This window comes from Acinetobacter sp. ANC 4169, from assembly GCF_002135355.1.
GTDB lineage: Bacteria > Pseudomonadota > Gammaproteobacteria > Pseudomonadales > Moraxellaceae > Acinetobacter.
Genome location: NZ_NEGE01000026.1, coordinates 1 through 19,329, shown reverse-complemented (window position 1 = coordinate 19,329; position 19,329 = coordinate 1). Strand labels below are relative to the sequence as shown.

20 protein-coding genes and 4 tRNA genes are annotated in these 19,329 nt (G+C 43.0%); 22 read left to right on the top strand and 2 right to left on the bottom strand.

Annotated elements, in window-relative coordinates; translation table 11 throughout:
* The 3 genes from B9T26_RS15250 to pgsA form a co-directional block, all read left to right on the top strand.
* A partial coding sequence (locus tag B9T26_RS15250) for a helix-hairpin-helix domain-containing protein (RefSeq protein ID WP_353682159.1) occupies positions 1-466 on the top strand: 466 nt, incomplete at its 5' end.
* A gap of 109 nt (positions 467-575) precedes the next feature.
* Complete coding sequence (locus tag B9T26_RS15245; RefSeq protein WP_086200488.1) at positions 576-1,370, top strand: thioesterase family protein; 795 nt, start codon at positions 576-578, stop codon at positions 1,368-1,370.
* 108 nt (positions 1,371-1,478) lie between these two features.
* Positions 1,479-2,066 carry a CDP-diacylglycerol--glycerol-3-phosphate 3-phosphatidyltransferase gene (gene pgsA, locus B9T26_RS15240; protein WP_086200489.1) on the top strand — a complete coding sequence of 196 codons (588 nt, stop codon included), beginning with the start codon at positions 1,479-1,481 and terminating at the stop codon, positions 2,064-2,066.
* 629 nt (positions 2,067-2,695) lie between these two features.
* Here the strand turns inward: pgsA and B9T26_RS15235 are convergent.
* Together B9T26_RS15235 and argH are read right to left on the bottom strand one after the other, a co-directional pair.
* Positions 2,696-2,968 carry an oxidative damage protection protein gene (locus tag B9T26_RS15235; RefSeq protein ID WP_086200487.1) on the bottom strand — a complete coding sequence of 91 codons (273 nt, stop codon included), beginning with the start codon at positions 2,966-2,968 and terminating at the stop codon, positions 2,696-2,698.
* 11 nt (positions 2,969-2,979) lie between these two features.
* The gene (gene argH / locus B9T26_RS15230; protein WP_171263023.1) at positions 2,980-4,410 is read right to left on the bottom strand and encodes an argininosuccinate lyase; all 1,431 of its coding nucleotides are present in this window, start codon (positions 4,408-4,410) and stop codon (positions 2,980-2,982) included.
* Between argH and B9T26_RS15225 the strand changes: the two genes are divergently transcribed.
* The 19 genes from B9T26_RS15225 to B9T26_RS15135 form a co-directional block, all read left to right on the top strand.
* Positions 4,401-5,558: a sensor histidine kinase gene (locus tag B9T26_RS15225; protein ID WP_086200485.1), complete on the top strand. Its 1,158-nt coding sequence runs from the start codon at positions 4,401-4,403 to the stop codon at positions 5,556-5,558. The two genes, argH and B9T26_RS15225, sit on opposite strands and share 10 nt — an antisense overlap.
* 52 nt (positions 5,559-5,610) lie before the next feature.
* Entirely contained in the window at positions 5,611-6,351 is a 741-nt protein-coding gene (locus tag B9T26_RS15220; RefSeq protein ID WP_086200484.1) for a LytR/AlgR family response regulator transcription factor, read from the top strand.
* Positions 6,352-6,459: 108 nt separating this feature from the next.
* Entirely contained in the window at positions 6,460-7,377 is a 918-nt protein-coding gene (gene hemC / locus B9T26_RS15215; RefSeq protein ID WP_086200483.1) for a hydroxymethylbilane synthase, read from the top strand.
* A gap of 1 nt (position 7,378) precedes the next feature.
* Complete coding sequence (locus B9T26_RS15210) at positions 7,379-8,158, top strand: uroporphyrinogen-III synthase (RefSeq protein WP_086200482.1); 780 nt, start codon at positions 7,379-7,381, stop codon at positions 8,156-8,158.
* Complete coding sequence (locus B9T26_RS15205; protein WP_086200481.1) at positions 8,155-8,997, top strand: hypothetical protein; 843 nt, start codon at positions 8,155-8,157, stop codon at positions 8,995-8,997. The genes B9T26_RS15210 and B9T26_RS15205 overlap by 4 nt, the downstream gene beginning before the upstream one ends.
* A gap of 7 nt (positions 8,998-9,004) precedes the next feature.
* Positions 9,005-10,198, top strand: coding sequence for a hypothetical protein (locus B9T26_RS15200; RefSeq protein WP_086200480.1), 1,194 nt, complete (start codon positions 9,005-9,007; stop codon positions 10,196-10,198).
* Between the two features lie 9 nt (positions 10,199-10,207).
* Positions 10,208-10,636 (top strand): acyl-CoA thioesterase, encoded by a 429-nt coding sequence (locus B9T26_RS15195; RefSeq protein ID WP_086200479.1) that lies wholly within the window; start codon positions 10,208-10,210, stop codon positions 10,634-10,636.
* Positions 10,637-10,792: 156 nt separating this feature from the next.
* Positions 10,793-11,119, top strand: coding sequence for an H-NS family nucleoid-associated regulatory protein (locus tag B9T26_RS15190; RefSeq protein WP_086174605.1), 327 nt, complete (start codon positions 10,793-10,795; stop codon positions 11,117-11,119).
* Between the two features lie 185 nt (positions 11,120-11,304).
* Positions 11,305-12,048, top strand: coding sequence for a type II secretion system protein N (gspN, locus tag B9T26_RS15185; RefSeq protein ID WP_086200478.1), 744 nt, complete (start codon positions 11,305-11,307; stop codon positions 12,046-12,048).
* Entirely contained in the window at positions 12,048-12,890 is an 843-nt protein-coding gene (locus B9T26_RS15180) for a type II secretion system protein N (RefSeq protein ID WP_086200477.1), read from the top strand. Before gspN ends, B9T26_RS15180 begins: the two co-directional genes overlap by 1 nt.
* A 43-nt stretch (positions 12,891-12,933) precedes the next feature.
* Positions 12,934-15,192: a type II secretion system secretin GspD gene (gene gspD, locus B9T26_RS15175; protein ID WP_086200476.1), complete on the top strand. Its 2,259-nt coding sequence runs from the start codon at positions 12,934-12,936 to the stop codon at positions 15,190-15,192.
* A gap of 69 nt (positions 15,193-15,261) precedes the next feature.
* Positions 15,262-15,957 (top strand): FHA domain-containing protein, encoded by a 696-nt coding sequence (locus tag B9T26_RS15170; RefSeq protein ID WP_086200475.1) that lies wholly within the window; start codon positions 15,262-15,264, stop codon positions 15,955-15,957.
* A 104-nt stretch (positions 15,958-16,061) separates the two neighbouring features.
* The gene (gene gph, locus B9T26_RS15165; RefSeq protein WP_086200474.1) at positions 16,062-16,733 is read left to right on the top strand and encodes a phosphoglycolate phosphatase; all 672 of its coding nucleotides are present in this window, start codon (positions 16,062-16,064) and stop codon (positions 16,731-16,733) included.
* Positions 16,734-16,849: 116 nt separating this feature from the next.
* Positions 16,850-18,343, top strand: a complete 1,494-nt coding sequence (gene trpE / locus B9T26_RS15160; RefSeq protein ID WP_086200473.1) for an anthranilate synthase component I — start codon at positions 16,850-16,852, stop codon at positions 18,341-18,343.
* 98 nt (positions 18,344-18,441) lie between these two features.
* Positions 18,442-18,517, top strand: a tRNA-Thr gene (locus B9T26_RS15155).
* Positions 18,518-18,572: 55 nt separating this feature from the next.
* Positions 18,573-18,656 (top strand) — tRNA-Tyr (locus B9T26_RS15150).
* A 38-nt stretch (positions 18,657-18,694) separates the two neighbouring features.
* Positions 18,695-18,770 (top strand) — tRNA-Gly (locus B9T26_RS15145).
* Positions 18,771-18,793: 23 nt separating this feature from the next.
* A tRNA-Thr gene (locus tag B9T26_RS15140) sits at positions 18,794-18,868 on the top strand.
* Positions 18,869-19,017: 149 nt separating this feature from the next.
* On the top strand, positions 19,018-19,329 hold a 312-nt coding region (locus tag B9T26_RS15135; protein ID WP_227518820.1), incomplete at its 3' end, for a GTP-binding protein.

The window sequence follows — 19,329 nt, the reverse complement described above, 5'->3', positions numbered from 1 at the left end:
GACCCGCCGTTATAAAAAAGCCATGTTGCCCGATTTACTGCTGATTGATGGCGGTAAAGGTCAGTTGCATATGGCGATGGAAGTGATGCAGGAGCTGGGACTGGATGCTTTTATGGTCGGGGTATCCAAAGGCGAGGGGCGTAAACCCGGACTGGAAACCTTGCATTTTACCGATGGCAGCAAAATCCAGTTGCCTGAAGATCATAAAGCGCTGCATCTGATTCAGCAGGTGCGTGATGAAGCGCATCGTTTTGCCATTACCAAACACCGTGCCAAACGCGACAAGAAACGCGGCTCATCGGTACTGGAAGTGATTCCCGGATTGGGTCCGAAACGCCGTCGTGATCTGCTGACTCATTTTGGCGGCATTCAGGGGGTACTCAAAGCCTCGGAAAATGATTTGAAGCTGGTGCCCGGCCTTGGAGACGTGATGGCCAGAACCATTTATAAGGTGCTGCATGAATAAATGCAGGCAAATTGGCCAAAGTGCTCACTGACGCTTGAGTCATTGATCATTCACAACAGTTAAAAATAAGTGAAAGATAGAGTCAGTCAAAAAATCCAAAGGACGAAGGATGTCACTGCGCCAATTATTTACCGCGATCAAACAGGATGAATGGGTCAATATTCCAGAAGGCTGGTTACAGGGGCGCACCATTTATGGAGGGCTGGTGGCGGGGATGATGATGCAAAAAGCCGTGATCGCTGTTGCAGATGCAGGAAAACAGTTGTTAAGTACCAGTGTGACTTTTGTGGGGCCTGTGCAAATGGCACCGGTTCGATTAAGCGCTGAAGTCTTGCGTCAAGGCAAGTCCGTGACCACGGTCGAAGTGCGACTCTGGCAGGATGATGTGGTACAGAGCATTTTGATAGCCAGTTTTGGTACCCAGCGCCAGTCAGCGATTTCGGTACAACAGGAACGCATTGCACCAGAGTTTCCGGCACCCGAGCAATTAAATATTGCGGTACATCATCCTCTAGCACCGGAATGTTTTGCGCAGATGGACCTGGTCTGGGTGGATGGGCAGTATCCATGCAGTGCAAGTCAGAAACCTGATTTTAGTGGCTGGATGCGGTTTAATCCGGATCTGCATGAGAATCGGGAAATGACGATTGCCGACCTGATGGTGGCCTTTGATATGTGGCCGCCCGGCGTTTTGCCAATGTTTAGCAGCATGGCGCCAGCCAGTTCGCTGACCTGGCATGTGACCTATGTGCATCCTTTAAAAAATCAGTTGCAAGATTGGTTTAAATATAAAGTATTTACCGATTATGCCGCAGATGGTTATTCCACAGAATATGCCCATCTTTGGGATGCAGAAAATAGACTGATTGCGATTTCCAGACAGACAGTTACCGTGTTTGCCTAGTGACACTTTAGGGTAATTCGTATAAAGTGACTCTAATTAACGATGAATCAATCCTCAAAATATGTGTGGTTTTTCATTGTACATACAGGGGAAAAATTGGCGGTGTCTATGACTACAGGTCGCATCCTGAATATTCCGAATATCTTGACTTTGGCGCGTATCGCTTTAATACCCGTTTTCTTGCTGGTGGCATATTGGCCACCTGCAGTTGGTGATCTAGGTCATGATACAAATATGACTCGTCACATTATTTTAACGGCCATTTTTGTGATTGCTGCAGTAACCGACTGGTTCGACGGATATTTGGCGCGCTCACTCAACCAAACATCCGCATTTGGCCGCTTTTTAGATCCTGTAGCCGATAAGCTTATGGTTGCGGCTGCTTTGATTGTTCTGGTGCAATGGCAACCGAGCATATCTATGGCCTTTGCAGCGATTGTGATTATTTCACGTGAAATTACGGTATCTGCCTTACGTGAGTGGATGGCCGAGCTGGGGGCGCGTACCAGTGTTGCTGTATCTACCGTGGGTAAATATAAAACAGCTTTCCAGATGATTGCGATTTCGGTGTTTTTACTCAATTGGCAACCGTTTGAAATGTTGGCTTATGCATTGCTTTACACTGCGGTGATCCTGACCTTATGGTCCATGTTTATCTATTTAAAAGCTGCCTGGCCTTATTTAAAACAGCCTTGAGTTCAGCTTTAAAAAATCCAAAAAACGTCCTTGAAGGGCGTTTTTTTTCGATACTACTTTTTGGGAAGAACAATCAAAAAAGGCAGACAAAAAAAATCCTAGATTTTGGGGGAAACCTAGGATTGAAATCGGGGATATTTATAGTTGTAATAAGATGGAAACCATCTACTTGAGACCAAGTATAGGAGAGGAAAACGGCTAAATCATGTAGGTTATTGTGTTGTAATGTATACATTTATTTAAAAATGTAGTTTTGAATTACAGTTATGTCTAAATGTTAAAAACCAAATCCATTTATAAAAAATAGCAAAACATAGAGCATAGAAAAGCTTGGGCATAGCTTTTGGGCTAAACACAATAAAAAAGAAGTCTTTTAAAGATTCCTTTATGACATGAGACACTACGCGCTGTACTTGTCTTGCGTAAAATTTAAAGCAGCGAAAAAAAATCCCCAATGCTGGAGATTTTTTTGGATTAAAGCCTACGCGGACTCTGTCCTTGTCTTGCAGAAAACTAAAGGAGCCTTTTCAGACTCCTTTATGACAATAAAAACTACGCGCTTCGCTTGTCTTGCTCAGCTAAAACATAGTTTTAGCTCTTGCGGCGTGGCGGAGCAGTGCTCCGCTGAATCACGCCTCAGGCTTTAGACCTTCAGCCTTTTCTAAGGTCTCATCATTGCTGAAGAATTTTTCGCGTTGTTCTTCAAGAAACTTTTTCGCATCAGGTTCGAACACGTTCAAACGTTTTTCATTGATCAAGGTGGTCTGGTGTTTAAGCCATTCCTGCCAGGCCTGTTTAGACACGCTGTCAAACAGTTCTTGACCCTTTGCACCCGGAAAGGGTGCAAAGTCTAAGCCTTCCATTTCTGTTTGATACTTACGGCAAAAAACTTGTCGAGACATATCATCCTTCCTTAAGCGTAAAGTTTTTCTAAGCGTGTATAAGCACGTGCAATTGCGGCTTCTACTTGTGTAGGTGCAGTACCGCCAATGTGGTTACGTGCATTGACCGATGCTTCAAGCGTTAACGCTTTTTCAAATACGTCAGCTTGAATCAAGTCAGAGAACTGTTGCAGTTGTTCAAGTGTCAATTCAGATAAATCTTTAGATTCCTGAACGCCAAGCGCTACCGCTTTACCGACAATTTCATGCGCATCACGGAAAGCAACGCCATTTTTCACCAGATAATCTGCAAGGTCAGTTGCTGTAGAGAAACCACGAAGTGCAGCTTCACGCATAATCTCAATGTTTGGAACCAATGCAGGGATCATGTCAGCAAAGGCCATGACTGAACCACGAACAGTATCAATGGCATCAAACAAAGGCTCTTTGTCTTCCTGGTTGTCTTTGTTATACGCCAATGGTTGACCTTTCATTAAGGTTAATAGGCTCATGAGGTCGCCATAGACACGGCCAGTCTTGCCACGGATCAACTCTGGAACATCCGGGTTTTTCTTTTGCGGCATGATTGAAGAACCGGTACAGAAACGGTCTGGAATGTTCACAAATTTGAACTGCGCCGATGTCCATAGAATCATTTCTTCAGACATACGCGACAAGTGCATCATAATTAAAGATGCAGCAGCATTGAATTCAATACCGAAGTCACGGTCAGATACAGCATCCAACGAGTTTTCACACACTGCTTCAAAACCTAAAAGTTGTGCTGTGTATTCGCGCTCGATTGGGTAAGTTGTACCCGCAAGTGCAGCAGAACCAAGTGGTAAACGGTTTACACGTTTACGGCAGTCAATTAAACGCTCAGAGTCGCGTACCAGCATTTCAAACCAGGCCATTAAATGGTGACCAAAAGTCACAGGCTGAGCCGTTTGAAGATGGGTAAAACCAGGCATAATGGTGTTGGTGTTTTTAGCCGCCAAGCCCAAAATACCTTTTTGCAGTTTTTCTAATAATTGAAGAATGGCATCAATTTCATCACGTACATATAGACGGATATCTGTTGCCACCTGGTCGTTACGGCTACGGCCAGTATGTAATTTTTTACCTGTGATGCCGATACGTTGAGTCAAACGCGACTCAATATTCATATGTACATCTTCAAGGTCAATACGCCATTCGAAATTACCTGCTTCGATTTCAGCTTTAATGGTATTTAAACCGTTAATGATGTCATCACGTTCCTGTTCGGTTAAAACGCCTACTTTGGCAAGCATGGTTGCATGCGCAATAGAACCTGCAATATCTTGTTTATAAAAGCGTTGGTCAAATTGAACAGATGCTGTAAATTCAGCAACAAATGCGTCAGTAGCTTCAGAGAAACGACCGCCCCACATACCCGAAGTTTGGGCTTGTGACGGATTTGAGGAATTAGAAGATGTGGTCATATCGGCTCAATAAAATAAAAAGCAGTAATTTGAACGAGAGTATAGCAAATTCAGAATCACTTGCCGAAAAACAAGTCGATCCAACTTCGACGTATACCAATGATGGGAAAAATAATTCAGTCTATTTTTTTACGAAAATAGGCCATTGGCAACATCTAATTGAATTATTTATTGCCAGTAATATTTTGGCGGTCATCCTGGCTCTGGCAGAAGCACAATCCTGGTCGGCCTTGAATGTCGATCGTCTGCTGCAATATATGTTGTTTATTGATTGGGTTTTACTGGCTTTTGTTGCCTTGTTCGAGCGCTTGCATAAAAAAATTCAGCACTTCAGTTTTGGACAAAGCTTGATTGTGGGTTTCGTATTACTACAGATGATTGTGCTATTGACTACGCTGGTGCTGAACGGTTTTATTTTCTTTGGGCAAAATTTTCAATTTCAGCATCTAACGCTACAGGTTTTATTCGATGGGGTAGGATTACATCTCAGTTATGGCGTACTGATTGGAAGCTTTTGTTTCCGCTATTTGTATATGCGGGAACAATGGGCACGGCAGCAAAACAGTGAATTGAATGCACGGATTCAGGCCATGCAAGCGCGGATTCATCCACATTTTTTATTTAATAGCCTCAATACTGTAATTAGCTTAATTACCATTGATCCAGATAAAGCAGAACAAATGTTACTGAATTTATCACAACTATTTCGTGCGAGTTTTAAAGAACTTAAACTGGTCCGATTAAAAGATGAAATTGAATTGTGCCAGCGTTATCTGGCAATTGAGCAGATTCGTTTAGGTGATCGCTTACACGTAGAATGGAAATATGACGATGAAGTTCTCTTTTCTCAGATACAAATTCCTTTATTAACTTTACAACCTTTAGTGGAAAATAGTATTTTTCATGGAGTTGAAAAATTTCTAACAAAGAGTACGATAAGCATATTGATTGAAATATTGCAAAATCAAGTCAATATAGTCATTACTAACCCTTATACACAGGATAAAATAAATTTAAGACAGGGACATGGTATTGCAGTCGAAAATGTGAAGCAGCGGCTTGAGGCTTATTATGGTCGCTCTGCAACTTTTCAGACATACGCGGGGAAGGGAATATTTACCACAGTTGTGCAATATCGATATAAATAAAAGATCATAGTTAACCTATAAAAAAAATGATGTTGACTGTGAAGGAGGAGAAATGGACATCCTGATTTGCGATGATGAACCTCTCGCTGTAGAGCGCTTGTCACGTTTAGTTACGCAACTGGGACACCAAGTGGTTGCTACTGCAGCATATGCTCAGCAAGCAATTGAAATGACTCAATTCTACGAGCCAGATGTGGTGCTTTTAGATATTCAAATGCCGGAAATGGATGGTTTGAGTTGTGCCGAATATTTGCGCCAGCTTGATCCTATGCCAGCCATTGTTTTTTGTACGGCCTATGATGAACATGCTTTGGAGGCATTTAAGTCACATGCTGAAGGCTATTTACTGAAACCGGTGATGCAACAGGAATTGCAACAGGTATTAGATCATTTAACAAAACTGACTCAAGCACAAATGAGCACTTTAAAACAAAAAGAAGATATGGACGAACTCAATATAAAACGCCACCAAATTGTGGCAAAAACCTACCGTGGGGTAGAACTGGTTCCTGTAGAAAATATTTATTATTTTTTAGCAGATCAAAAATATGTCACGGTACGGCATAAAAATGGCAGTGTACTGATTGATGAAACCTTAAAAGATCTGGAAAATGAATTTGGCGACCAGTTTATTCGAATTCATCGCAATGCCTTGGTTTCAGTGCATTTTCTGGATGGTCTTGAAGTGATTAGCTCGGGGCAGTATCAGGTGCGTTGCCGTGAACTGGAAGAGCGCCTGGCAGTCAGCCGACGTCATCTGCCCAATTTAAGAGAACGCATCCAAAAAATGTAAATCTGGTCGGCATAATTTTAGGTGACAACAACAGTGCAAATTTACTTGCATTTTCTAGTCAGCGCGTTAAGTTTACACTATCGCACTTATTAACTGTTTCTTGAATTTATGAAGATTTTGAAGATTGCAACTCGACAAAGCCCGCTTGCTTTATGGCAGGCGGAACATATTCGTGCCCGTTTAGAGGCATTGCATGCTGATCTTAAAGTTGAGTTAGTGACCTTCGTCACCCAGGGTGACAAAATCTTGGATACGCCTTTGGCCAAAATTGGTGGAAAAGGACTCTTTGTTAAAGAGTTGGAAGCTGCCTTACTGGATGGTCGTGCAGACCTGGCAGTACATTCAATGAAAGATGTGCCAATGGCCTTGCCTGAAGGGCTTGAGCTTGCAGTCATCTGTGAGCGAGAAGATCCGCTAGATGCTTTTGTCTCAAATCACTATGCAAGTTTTGATGCCTTACCCCAAGGTGCCAAAGTGGGTACATCTAGCCTGCGTCGTAAAAGTCAAATTTTAAAAGCCCGTCCTGATTTAGAGATTATTGACTTGCGTGGCAATGTCGGTACGCGTTTATCCAAACTGGATGCAGGCCTCTATGATGCCATTATTCTGGCAAGTGCAGGTTTGAAACGTTTGGGTTTGGCGGAACGTATTCGCCATACCTTGCCAGCTGCAGTAAGTTTGCCAGCAGTAGGACAAGGCGCACTGGGTTTGGAATGCCGTGCGGCAGATCAGGCGGTACTGGATCTTATTTTACCGCTGTTACATCAGGAAACCGATGTCTGTGTACGTGCAGAACGTGCATTCAATGCCTATCTGGAAGGGGGCTGCCAAGTGCCGATTGCAGGGCATGCGACTTTAATGGAAGGTCAATTACACATTGAAGGTCGTGTTGGCAGTGTAGATGGTGCGACTTTATTAAAAGCCGAACTGAGCGGAACACCTGAACAGGCTGTAGAGCTGGGTGAAACCTTAGCGCAGAAATTAGTTGCACAAGGCGCTGGCGATTTATTGAAAGCCCTCTATTAATATGCTGTTTATCAATACACGTCCGCAGGACCGTGCAGAAAATTTGAGTCATGCCTTACGCATGGCTCAAATTGACGTGTTGGATTTACCTTTATTGCAATTGCTGCCTCGACCCTGGTCAGCGGACTTATCTGAACTGTACCGGCAATTGCCTGCTGCTCAGGTGATTGTGGTGGTCAGTCCCACTGCCGTGCAAATCGGCATGGATTATTTAAAGCAATCCTGCATAACGCTGGACCAGCTGCAGCATGTTCAGTGGATTGCGGTCGGAGATCGCACGGCTCAGGCTTTGGCGCAATATGGTATTTCTGCTGCAGTCCCTAAAGTTGAAACATCGGAAGGAATGCTGCAACTTCCTGTTTTACAAACCCTCAATTCAGGCCAATGTCTGGCTTTTTGGCGTGGGGAAGGGGGGCGCCTGTTTATGATGGATCAGTTAAAACAGCAAGGCATGCGAATTCTAAATTTTATTTTATACGAGCGCAGTTGTCCTGTATTCACTCAGTGTAAATTGGCAAACATATTATCTTTATTAGAAAAACAAGCACAGTATGCTATGGTGGTCAGTAGCGAAGCGAGTTGGTTAAACTGGATTCAGCTCATGCAAGATCAAAAACAGCTGATTGCAAAAGGGCATTATCTGGTTTTAGGTGAGCGCTTGTATCAAGTTGTTTCGAATTATAAAAAAAATCAGGCAACATGTTTTAATATCACGCGACTACCTGATTTAAAAACAGATTCAATTTTGCAGAAGCTTGTTGTTGTGCAAGGGAACACATGAAGAAAACACTCATTCTATTATTTACTTTAAGTCTGCTCTGGATTGCCAAATTAAGTTATGACCTATTTCATCTTACTGCACAACAAACGGAATTAAGCGCGAGTCTGCATCGAATTGAACAGAACAATGCAAATTTAAATGACCAATTTGTCGCTTTACAGCGCAAAGTAACGCTGACTGATGGATCTGCGGCGGCAGGCTCACAGGTAGCACAGGATTTAAAAACCATTCAGGCTGCAAGTATTGATCCCATTGTTGCGATTAAACAGCAATTAGAATTAATTGAATTTATGTTGAAACAACAACAGTTTACGGCAGCTTTAGATAAATTAACCGATTTAGATCAAAATATTGAACACTATGCTCTCGCTGTGCCATTGAAGCAAAGTTTGCATCAGGTGATTGCCAAAGATCATCAGGTGATTCAGCAGTTTGTTGGTGAGCGGATGGCCCAGCAAATTAAAGTGGATGAATTAATCCAGCAACTTGATGCTGCTTTGGCTGAGGAATTAAAAGCGCCACAATTAAGTGCGAGCCAGGCATCAGATAAATATTTCTGGCAACGCTGGCTGGTGATTGAACCTGCAAAACAACCTGCTAAAGCATTAATGCAGCGTCCACTCATTTTAAAAGAAGCACAGCTCAGATTGTTAATTGCGCAACAGGCCTTACAGCAGGGTCAATATCTGGAATATCAAAAATCACTGACAGAAATTATTCAATTACTGAACCAGATTCCCGATGAGAAAACGCGACAGCTGATTCAAAATATCCAGAAGATCAAAGGATTTACCATTAAGCCTACGCCTGGTTTAAATACGCGCGCATTATTGGGGTAATGAATTAATGAAGCAGATTTTACTGGCCTATGCTTTTATCAGCTTAATTATTATCGCCGGCTTAAGTGTTTTAAGTTATGGCTATGGTGCGGGTTATGTTTATTTATATTGGCGCGAATGGCAAATTCAGACCAATATCTGGATGATTTTTATTATTCTGGCCAGTTTAAGTCTATTTATTCAGCTATTGTGGTTACTGATTAAACGCTATTTAATCCGGGAACAACGCAAGCTAGAAACAGTATTTAATTTTAAGAACCTGCATCCTTATGAACAGTTGGCAGTCATCTGGTTATTAGAAGCCGCACAAGACCAACACCAGTTTATTCAAAACGTATTTTCTCAATCGGGTTTATTAAAAGGTATTATCGGTTCGCGACTATATTGGATCCAGCAGCAGTATCCACAAGCCTTGGCAATCTTAAATCAAAGCAATGCCATGGCATTTGAATTGGCGGAAATCCAGCGCATAGAAATTTACCTGTCACAAAATGATGCCGAGCAGGCATTAACCCATCTTGAATTCTTAAATCAGCATGAGCTTTCACCCTGGTTAAACGATGTGAAAAGTGCCTATGATTTAAGATTAACCAGTTTGTGGGAAAAGTTTGCCATTCAGTTTCCCTGGATGTATTTGCGCTCGACTAAATATGGACATTTAGGGACAGAAAAAAAACAGGAATGGCTACAGCAGCTATTGCTTCATTTTGATCAGGCCAATGTCGAGAGTTTGCAAAATTTGCAACAGCGTTATTTAGACTTGCAAGACCAAATTTATAGCCGTGATTATGAGACCAAGGTGTTATGGTTAAAGCTGTTATCACGGATGCCGGAAATGAGCCAGCAGCATGAAGCATTGGTGTTGCATTTACTGGATGAGCAATTTAATCAGGACGTTTTTTATTTATGGTTCCAGCAGCAATTATTAAAACAAAATCCTGATTATTTAATGGTTGAGCAGCGGATTGACTATTGGGAAAGTAAATATCCTTCTTTGCCTGTATTTACCTTTGCAAAATGGCATGTATATAGCGCAACTGCAAGAACGGCTGAAGCTGATCAATTACTTGAATTATACCCAGATAACGTAATGATGAATTATTTAAGAATTAAGTCCACTTTAAAAGGTCAGGATGATTTGATTAAGCAGTTAAATTTAATATTTGAAAATAATGCAAATTTTGTTGAAATAAAGATATAAAGGTAAAATATGCTCACTCTGTCCGATTATCCGGTCATTTATGATCAGTCTGTTGCTTGGGGCGATATGGATGCCTTTGGGCATGTGAATAATGTCATGTATTACCGTTATATTGAGAGTGCCCGCATATTTTATATGGATGCCTTGAATATTTTTGAACATGATGTTTATACAGTGGTTGCATCCAACCAATGTAAATATATCAGTCCGTTATTTTATCCAGACCGGCTTAAAATTGGTGTTCGCGTAGAAGAAATTCGTAATAGCGCATTTAGAATGAGTTATCTATTATGGAGCGAGTCACAACAACAAAATATTGCCGTGGCAGAGGCGGTTATTGTCTGTGTAAATAAGCAGAGCATGCTTAAAACGGAAATACCTGAAATTATTCGTCATAAAATGACAGAAACTGAATTAAGTGTGAATCATTTAATTTAAAAAATATTTAAAGTGGATGCTCTATAAATTGAAAGAAATGTGAAATCTGTTTTAAAGATTGTTGTTTATTTAAAAAATTGTATTGAATGTTTTAAATAATAAAAATATTATGAGCGGGTTTTAAATAAAAAAATATAAACTTATTGTGGAGTTAATATGATGCCGGACATTAGTAATTTATCTGTTGAAGAGTTAAAGCGTTTACAAGTTGAAGCGGAAGCATTAATTGCTTCTAAAAAAGATCAAGCGGTTGAAGATGCTTATCAGCAAATTTTAGATATTGCCGATAATGTAGGTTTAACGATTGAACAAATTTTAGAGTTTGGCGCCACTAAACGTAAGAAAAGTACACGCAAATCTGTAGAGCCGCGTTACCGCAGCAAAAAGAATGCAGCTGATACCTGGACAGGCCGTGGCAAACAACCGCGTTGGTTGGTTGCAGAACTTGAAAGTGGTGCAAAATTGGAAGATTTTCTCATCTGATTTAAATATTCATCAGATAGTCATCTAATCGAATTAAATTAAAAAAACCAGGCTTTTAAGCGTGGTTTTTTTATATCTATTTTTTATCACTTGGAATTGGCGTTGAGAAAAAAGTGTGCATAATGGACGTAGAAATATAATATTGGCGTTTAGGGAAGAATAATTGATATGTCGGTCGTGGTGGGATGATAAACAAACCCAAATACATCACGTGGTGGATTTTCTCCATCAGCGTTTTTTTTATTTTCATATTACTCCAAATTCCAGCGGCTTGGCTCATTTCAAAATTTTATAAAAACAACCAGGTTTTACACAATGTCAGCGGTAACATCTGGCAGGGGCAAGCAGATTGGCATAAGGGGAATTTAACCGGGTCGTTAAGTTGGAAAACACGTCCCTTAGATCTTTTTTTGCTGCGTTTAGGGGCAAATATAGAGTTACATAGTGGACATACCCAGCTAGATGGTATTGTCGGTTATGGTTTTGGTAAAAAAATAATTATTCATGATTTAAATGGTCAGGTTGCACCGGAAACCCTGAAACATCTGGTGGAATGGCAGTGGCCAGCCAATGCCATTCAATTGCAGGATATAAATTTCAATTTCAAAAAAGAGCAGGGCTTTGCCCAGGCCGACGGTCAGTTGCAATGGGTTGGTGGCGAGCTGCTTTATACCTATGCCCAGCGCCAGGATCGAATGAATATTCCTTCATTAAAAGGAAGATTGGCGGATGAAAATAATAAGCTGGTCTTTGATATTCGGGATCGGCGTGATCAAAAGCTGATGGCATTGGAGCTGGATCAAAACTTGATGCTGGATGTGCAATTGACTCAGCGTCTGCTGCTGAATGTTGCTTCTTATGATGGTAAAGCCGGTTTGGACACCTATGTGATCAGTTCGCGCCAGCCTTTATTTAAAGGTGGCTTCTAATGAATCAGGGGATGGAAAAAATTCAACAATTAAATTGGAAACAGGCAGACCGGATTGTCCCCTTATTATTGATCCTGCTGATTTTGTATTTATGCTGGAAGTTGGCCAACATTTTCTGGTTGCTGGTAGCGCCGCCTCAGGTGATGCAGCTGGAACGGGTTGAGCTGGGTTCACAGCAACTGCAAGTGCCCAATATTTCTTCATTTGCACTGTTTCAGGAAGCAGGTCGAACGGCGGCTGCAGAAGATAATCTGAATCTGATTTTGCAAGGTGTGGTGGTTGGTTACCCAAATCAATTTTCGTCCGCCGTCATTAAAGTTAATGATCAGTCTGATCGCTATCGGGTCGGTGAGAGTATTGCACCTACCTCTTATCAGTTGGCTGAAGTGTATTGGGATCGGGTGGTGTTGCGTCAAAGCAATGGTACGACGCGAGAACTACAATTTAAAGGCATTGAAAATGGTCTGGATCAAAGCATTGTTCCGCCTGTAGCAACTCACTTGCCTACGACCGGCAATCAGGCTACACCAAGCGTGCCCAGCCAGGAACAAAATGCTTTAGGGCAAGCGGTACAGAAGATGCAGGAAGACCATGACCAGTATTTAAAAGATATGGGGGTCAATGCGGCTGGCGGGGGGTATGAAGTAACTGCAAGAACGCCAGCAGCATTGCGCAGTAAGCTGGGACTACAACCTGGGGACCGGATCATGTCTTTAAATGGACAGGCTGTGGGTCAAGGGCAAAGTGATGCCCAGTTGCTGGAACAGGCTCGACGTGAAGGTCAGGTCAAAATAGAAATAAAGCGTGGTGATCAAGTGATGACCATACAACAAAATTTTTAAGTGATGCATCGTCACCTTACAGGATTAGGAAGCACGGAACTTTATGGCTTTATTTAATCATCATCGTCCAGTTTGGGCTTTATTCGCAGCGGCACCTCTTATTGCTATGGTGAGTACTTCTACTCATGCGCAAACATGGAAAATCAACTTACGTGATGCTGATTTAACTGCATTTATTAATGAAGTGGCCGATATTACAGGGAAAAATTTTGCTGTGGATCCACGGGTACGCGGCAATGTCACGGTCATTTCCAATAAACCTTTAAATAAAGCCGAAGTCTATGATTTATTTCTGGGGGTGCTGAACGTCAATGGTGTGGTCGCCATTCCTTCAGGCAATACCATTAAATTGGTGCCCGACAGTAATGTGAAAAGTTCCGGTGTGCCTTTTGACAGCAAGCACCGTGCGACTGGTGATCAAATTGTCACACGGGTGATCTGGCTGGAAAACACCAACCCGAATGACCTAATTCCTGCAATCCGTCCATTGATGCCGCAGTTTGCACATTTATCGGCTGTGGCTGGAACCAATGCACTGATTGTGTCAGACCGTGCCAGTAATATTGCTCAGCTGGAAACCATTATCCGTAATCTGGATGGTACCGGGCAAAATGATATTGAGGCGGTGACGCTGCAATCCAGTCAGGCTGAAGAAATGATCGGTTTGTTGGAGTCCATGAGTTCTACTGGTGCAGCCAGAGATTTAAAAGGTTCTCGCATCCGTATTATTGCCGATACCCGGACTAACCGGATTGTGCTGAAAGGGGATACTACCACCCGCAAGCGCATCCGTCAGATGATTGAAATGCTGGATGTGCCGGCAGCCGATCGGTTAGGGGGCTTAAAAGTCTTTCGCTTGAAATATGCCAGTGCCAAAAATCTGGCGGAAATTTTACAAGGATTGGTATCTGGTCAATCAGTATCAAGCTCATCAGCTTCATCATCAAACAATAATGTGATGAATAGTTTAAACAATAACAACTCTGGTAGTAGTTCATCCAGCAGCAGTTCTTCCAGTATTTCCACTCCAAGTATTAATTTGGGTGGAAGCTCGAATAATAATACTAAGGGCATTACCAGTTTTAATGGCAATGGTGTCAGTATTATTGCCGATGACAGTCAAAATTCATTGGTGGTTAAAGCCGACCCGCAACTGATGCGTGAAATTGAATCGGCCATTCAGCAGCTGGATATCCGTCGTCAGCAGGTCTTGATTGAGGCTGCCATCATTGAATTGGAAGGCAATGATGCTGATCAGCTGGGTGTGCAATGGGCGTTGGGCGATCTGAACAGCGGCATTGGTTTAATCAACTTTAGCAATGCCGGGGCCAGTATTGCTTCGCTTGCTGCCGGATATGTGGCGGGCGGGGCAGCAGGTGCTGCGGCCAAATTGGGCACAGGCACTTCATTGGTGCTTGGCGATTATAAAGAAGGCGATAACGGTTCACGCAAACTTTATGGAGCATTGATTCAGGCCTTAAAGAGCAAAACCAAGTCCAACTTGCTTTCTACGCCTTCTATTGTGACCATGGATAATGAAGAAGCCTATATTGTGGTAGGGCAGAATGTCCCCTTTGTGACAGGTTCAGTATCCACGGGTGCAGCCGGTGTGGCCAACCCTTATACCACGGTAGAGCGTAAGGATGTCGGCGTCACTTTAAAGGTGGTGCCGCATATTGGCGAGGGCGGTTCGGTTCGTCTTGAAGTTGAGCAGGAAGTTTCTGCGGTGCAACCCAAAGGCGAAGCTCAAGATTTAATTACCAGTAAGCGTGCTATCAAGACTTCGATTCTGGCAGAGCATGGACAAACCATTGTATTGGGTGGCTTGATTTCCGACAACTCGATTCATAGCCGTCAATCGGTACCGGGTTTGGGTGCCATACCAGGTTTGGGGCGTTTATTCCGTGCCGATGCCAAATCCAATGAAAAACGCAATTTGCTGGTGTTTATCCACCCCACTATTGTGGGGGATAGTGCTGATGTACGCCGTTTGTCACAGCAGCGTTATAGCCAGTTATATAGCTTGCAATTAGCCATGGATCAGGATGGTACTTTTGCAAAATTACCTGAAAATGTAGAAGATATTTATCAGCAGCGAATTCCGGTTACACCGTCAGCGCCGAAAGTGCCGAATTATCAAACTGTGCCTTCGGCAACCCAGACTCAACCGAATGCAGCTACGTTTACTACTCCAGTGGCAATTGAGCCAGTTGTGCAAAAACAAAAAGTGGCTGCGCCTGTTACTGAGGTTGAAAAAACCAAAAATACCGTGACTAAGACTACCATTCGTTCCGGTTCTTAACAGAGTGGGTAAAGAATTGAATATTTGCCATGATATGATGATTAAAAATCACAAAGAGAAGTGCATTTCATGACTTGGAAAATACAAGCAATTACCGGTGAATTAACGGGACAGGAAATTAGCATCGACCGTGATATGTTGGTCGGTCGCCATCAGAGCGCAGACATTGTATTGCAAGCTGGGGAAATTTCACGCAAACATGCAGCTTTTTTGCTTAAAGACCAGGCCTTATGGCTGCAAGATTTGAATTCATCGAATGGCACTTTCGTCAATGATGTGCGCATTGAGCATGAAACCTTGTTAAAAGAAGGGGATATCATTCAATTTGCAGGTTTGAAGTTTTCCGTACTTGCACCGGCTAAAGACATTGCGCCAGCGCTAACTGAAACGGAAATTATTCCGACCAGCGAGCAGCCTTCAGAGGCGGTTGCAGCTTCTGAAACTGCGGCAGCAGTTGAACCAGCGCCAAAGACCGTAGCCGAACAGATGAATGATCAGGGTATGCCTGAACTGACTGAACGTGATGCCAATGTTCAGCTGAGCCGTGATGGTATGCCGCAAGGCGTTGCAGTGCCAAAACCAGCGCCAATTCCTGAAGGTGTGGACTTAAGTGCAATTCCCGAGCAGCAAACACCAATCGCGGTTGAAACACCGGTATCACGTGTTGAGCAAGCTAAAGAAGAGCAGAAGAATGCATCAGTGGGTTTAATCTCCATTATTGTACTGATTATTCTTGCAATCATTGCCTGGTTATTCTTTAAATAAGCCTGTGCGCGACATACAATTAAGGCATGCAATCGCATGCCTTAATTATGTGGGTTATTTGAGTTATTTGGGTGTAGGTTAAGGTAAATCGTGAGAGGGAAAAGATGTCGGTAGCAAAACTGGAAAGCCGTGAACTGATTTTATTTGACTTGGATGGCACCTTGGTAGACTCGGCGTCGGATCTGTACCGGGCTATGAACATGAGCCTGAATGCTTTGCAGTTACCTGCAGTGACGGAAGAGCAGGTTCGCACCTGGATTGGCAAGGGAACTTCGGTATTTTGTCAAAGCACCCTGAAATATTTAACCGGACAGGTCGATCCCGCCCAGCATCAACAGTTACTCGATACCTTTCTAAACATTTATAATGCAGATCCTTGTATAGACACCCAGCCTTTTAACGGCATTATCGAGTTTTTGGAGTGGGGGCTGAAACACAATAAAAAAATGATCTGTGTCACCAATAAGCCTGAGCAGCCGGCACGTGCGATTGTCGAAACGCTGGGCTTAAGTCACTATTTTGTCGATGTGATTGGCGGAGACCGTTTTCAAGAGCGTAAGCCGCATCCACGACAGTTGCTGTTTTGTGTGAATGAATATGCTGTCACTACAGCAGAAACGCTCATGATTGGTGATTCCAGTAATGATGTGGAAGCGGCAAGACGTGCAGGAGTTGATTGTATTGTGGTTAGCTATGGCTATAATCATGGTGAAGATATTCATGATTGCCAGCCACAGCAAGTGGTTGATGATTTAACGGAATTACTTGCGCAATAATTGAAAATTAAGGATAGCGGAATGAGAGATTGTATGGTTTTTCGATGGCGAAACTAAGTCAGACTACAGCAAAACAAACCTAAACCAGCCATATCGAAAACATATAGAGCATACTCATGACAACTCAAACTCAATTCGAGCAGTTAAAATCTGACGGTTACAACCTGATTCCAGTTTATCGCCAGCGTTTGGCCGATACCGAAACCCCCCTGTCGGTATTTGCGCGTCTGAAAGACCACAGCCAAGCTTATTTATTTGAATCGGTCGAAGGTGGAGAAAACTGGGCACGTTATTCCATTATCGGTTTGGGTGAGTCCACGGTATTTTCATGCAATCGCGGTGTTTTAACCATTCAGCAGGCGGATGGCTCAATAGAAAGCCAAAGCTGCAGTGACCCTTTTCAATATATTCGTGATTTTCAGGCTCAGTTTCAGGTGCCGACACAAAAAGATTTACCTGATTTACCGAGCTTTACTGGTGGTCTGGTCGGCTACTTTGGTTATGACGCCGTGCGTTATATTGAACCGCGCCTAAAAAATGTGCCTGAGGCCGATCCGGTCGGTTTGCCTGATATCTGGATGATGCTGTCTAAAACCGTGATTGTGTTTGATAACTTAAAAGATACCTTGTTCCTGATTGTACATGCAGATGTTAATGATCCTGAAGCCTATGCTAAGGCTCAAGCACAGTTAGATAAATTGGAGGAAACACTGGCAACTCCAATTAGCCTGCAGGCAAAAAAACATACAGCACCACATTTTGAGTCTTTAACCGGGCACGACAAGTTTATCGAATCCATTGCCAAGGTGAAGGAATACATTAAAGCCGGTGATGTCATGCAGGTTGTTCCGGGACATCGTATGGTATCGGACTTTGATGGTGAGCCTTTACAGGTTTATCGTGCACTGCGTCATCTCAATCCATCGCCTTATTTGTTTCTGGTGCAAGGGCAAACTTTAGATAATCAAAAGCCATTCCATATTGTCGGGTCTTCACCTGAAATTTTATCGCGTCTGGAAAATGGCATTGCGACCGTGCGTCCTTTGGCGGGTACACGTCCGCGCGGTAAAACCAAAGAGGAAGATTTGGCGCTCGAGCAAGATTTACTCTCAGACGAAAAAGAGATTGCCGAACATCTTATGCTGATTGACTTGGGACGTAACGATGTCGGGCGCGTGTCAAAAATCGGGAAAGTGCAGGTCACAGATAAAATGGTGATCGAACGTTATTCCCATGTCATGCACATTGTCTCAAATGTGCAGGGTGAAGTACGTGATGATGTCGATGCGCTGGATGTATTTAAAGCCACTTTCCCGGCAGGTACACTTTCAGGCGCACCTAAAATCCGTGCCATGGAAATTATTGATGAGGTTGAGCCGGTCAAACGCGGAATTTTTGGCGGAGCTGTCGGCTATTTAGGTTGGCATGGTGAAATGGACATGTCTATTGCCATCCGAACCTGTGTGATTCGTGAAAATAAGGTCTATGTTCAGGCTGGAGCAGGTCTGGTTTATGACTCAAATCCTGAATCTGAATGGAATGAAACCCAGATAAAAGCTCGCGCAGTGATCAAAGCGGTTGAATTATCATCAAACGGGTTGATTTTATGAGTTTTTGACGGTTTTTTTGAAAAAAACACTTGCACGGATTCTAAGTTTTGCTAAACTGCACACCGTTCCGATACGAAACGTACGAAACACTAAGAAACGCCGGCATAGCTCAGTTGGTAGAGCAACTGACTTGTAATCAGTAGGTCCACAGTTCGAATCCGTGTGCCGGCACCATCTTAGAAGTTTGAGTAGTGAAGTAAAAGAACGACACTGAAGTAAGTGTAAAAATGGTGAGGTTCCCGAGCGGTCAAAGGGGGCGGACTGTAACTCCGCTACGAAAGTTTCGAAGGTTCGAATCCTTCCCTCACCACCAATTTTAAGACTTCAAATAGTGGATTGTACCAACATCGTGCGGGAGTAGCTCAGTTGGTAGAGCGGTAGCCTTCCAAGCTACATGTCGCGAGTTCGACCCTCGTCTCCCGCTCCATATCTATTGAAGTGCTTATATTTGCTCTTATAGCTCAGTGGTAGAGCACTCCCTTGGTAAGGGAGAGGTCTCGAGTTCAAATCTCGATAAGAGCTCCAAATACAGTTTGGCAACATTGTTGCAAAGATTTTAAAGAAGCAGGCTTATTAGTCTGCTTTTCAAGTATTGGGTGTTTGGTTTTTTAAAGCGATAAGTCGATGCTGAGTTTTGCTCAGAATTGTGTTCGACGTAAACGAGGAATATAAACATGGCTAAGGCTAAGTTCGAACGTAATAAGCCACACGTAAACGTGGGCACAATTGGTCACGTCGACCATGGTAAAACAACTTTAACTGCTGCGATTGCAACTATTTGTGCAAAAACTTACGGCGGTGAAGCGAAAGATTACGCAGCAATTGACTCTGCACCAGAAGAAAAAGCACGTGGTATTACCATTAATACTTCACACGTAGAATACGATTCTCCAACTCGTCACTACGCTCACGTAGACTGCCCGGGTCACGCCGATTATGTTAAAAACATGATCACTGGTGCTGCTCAGATGGACGGCGCGATCCTT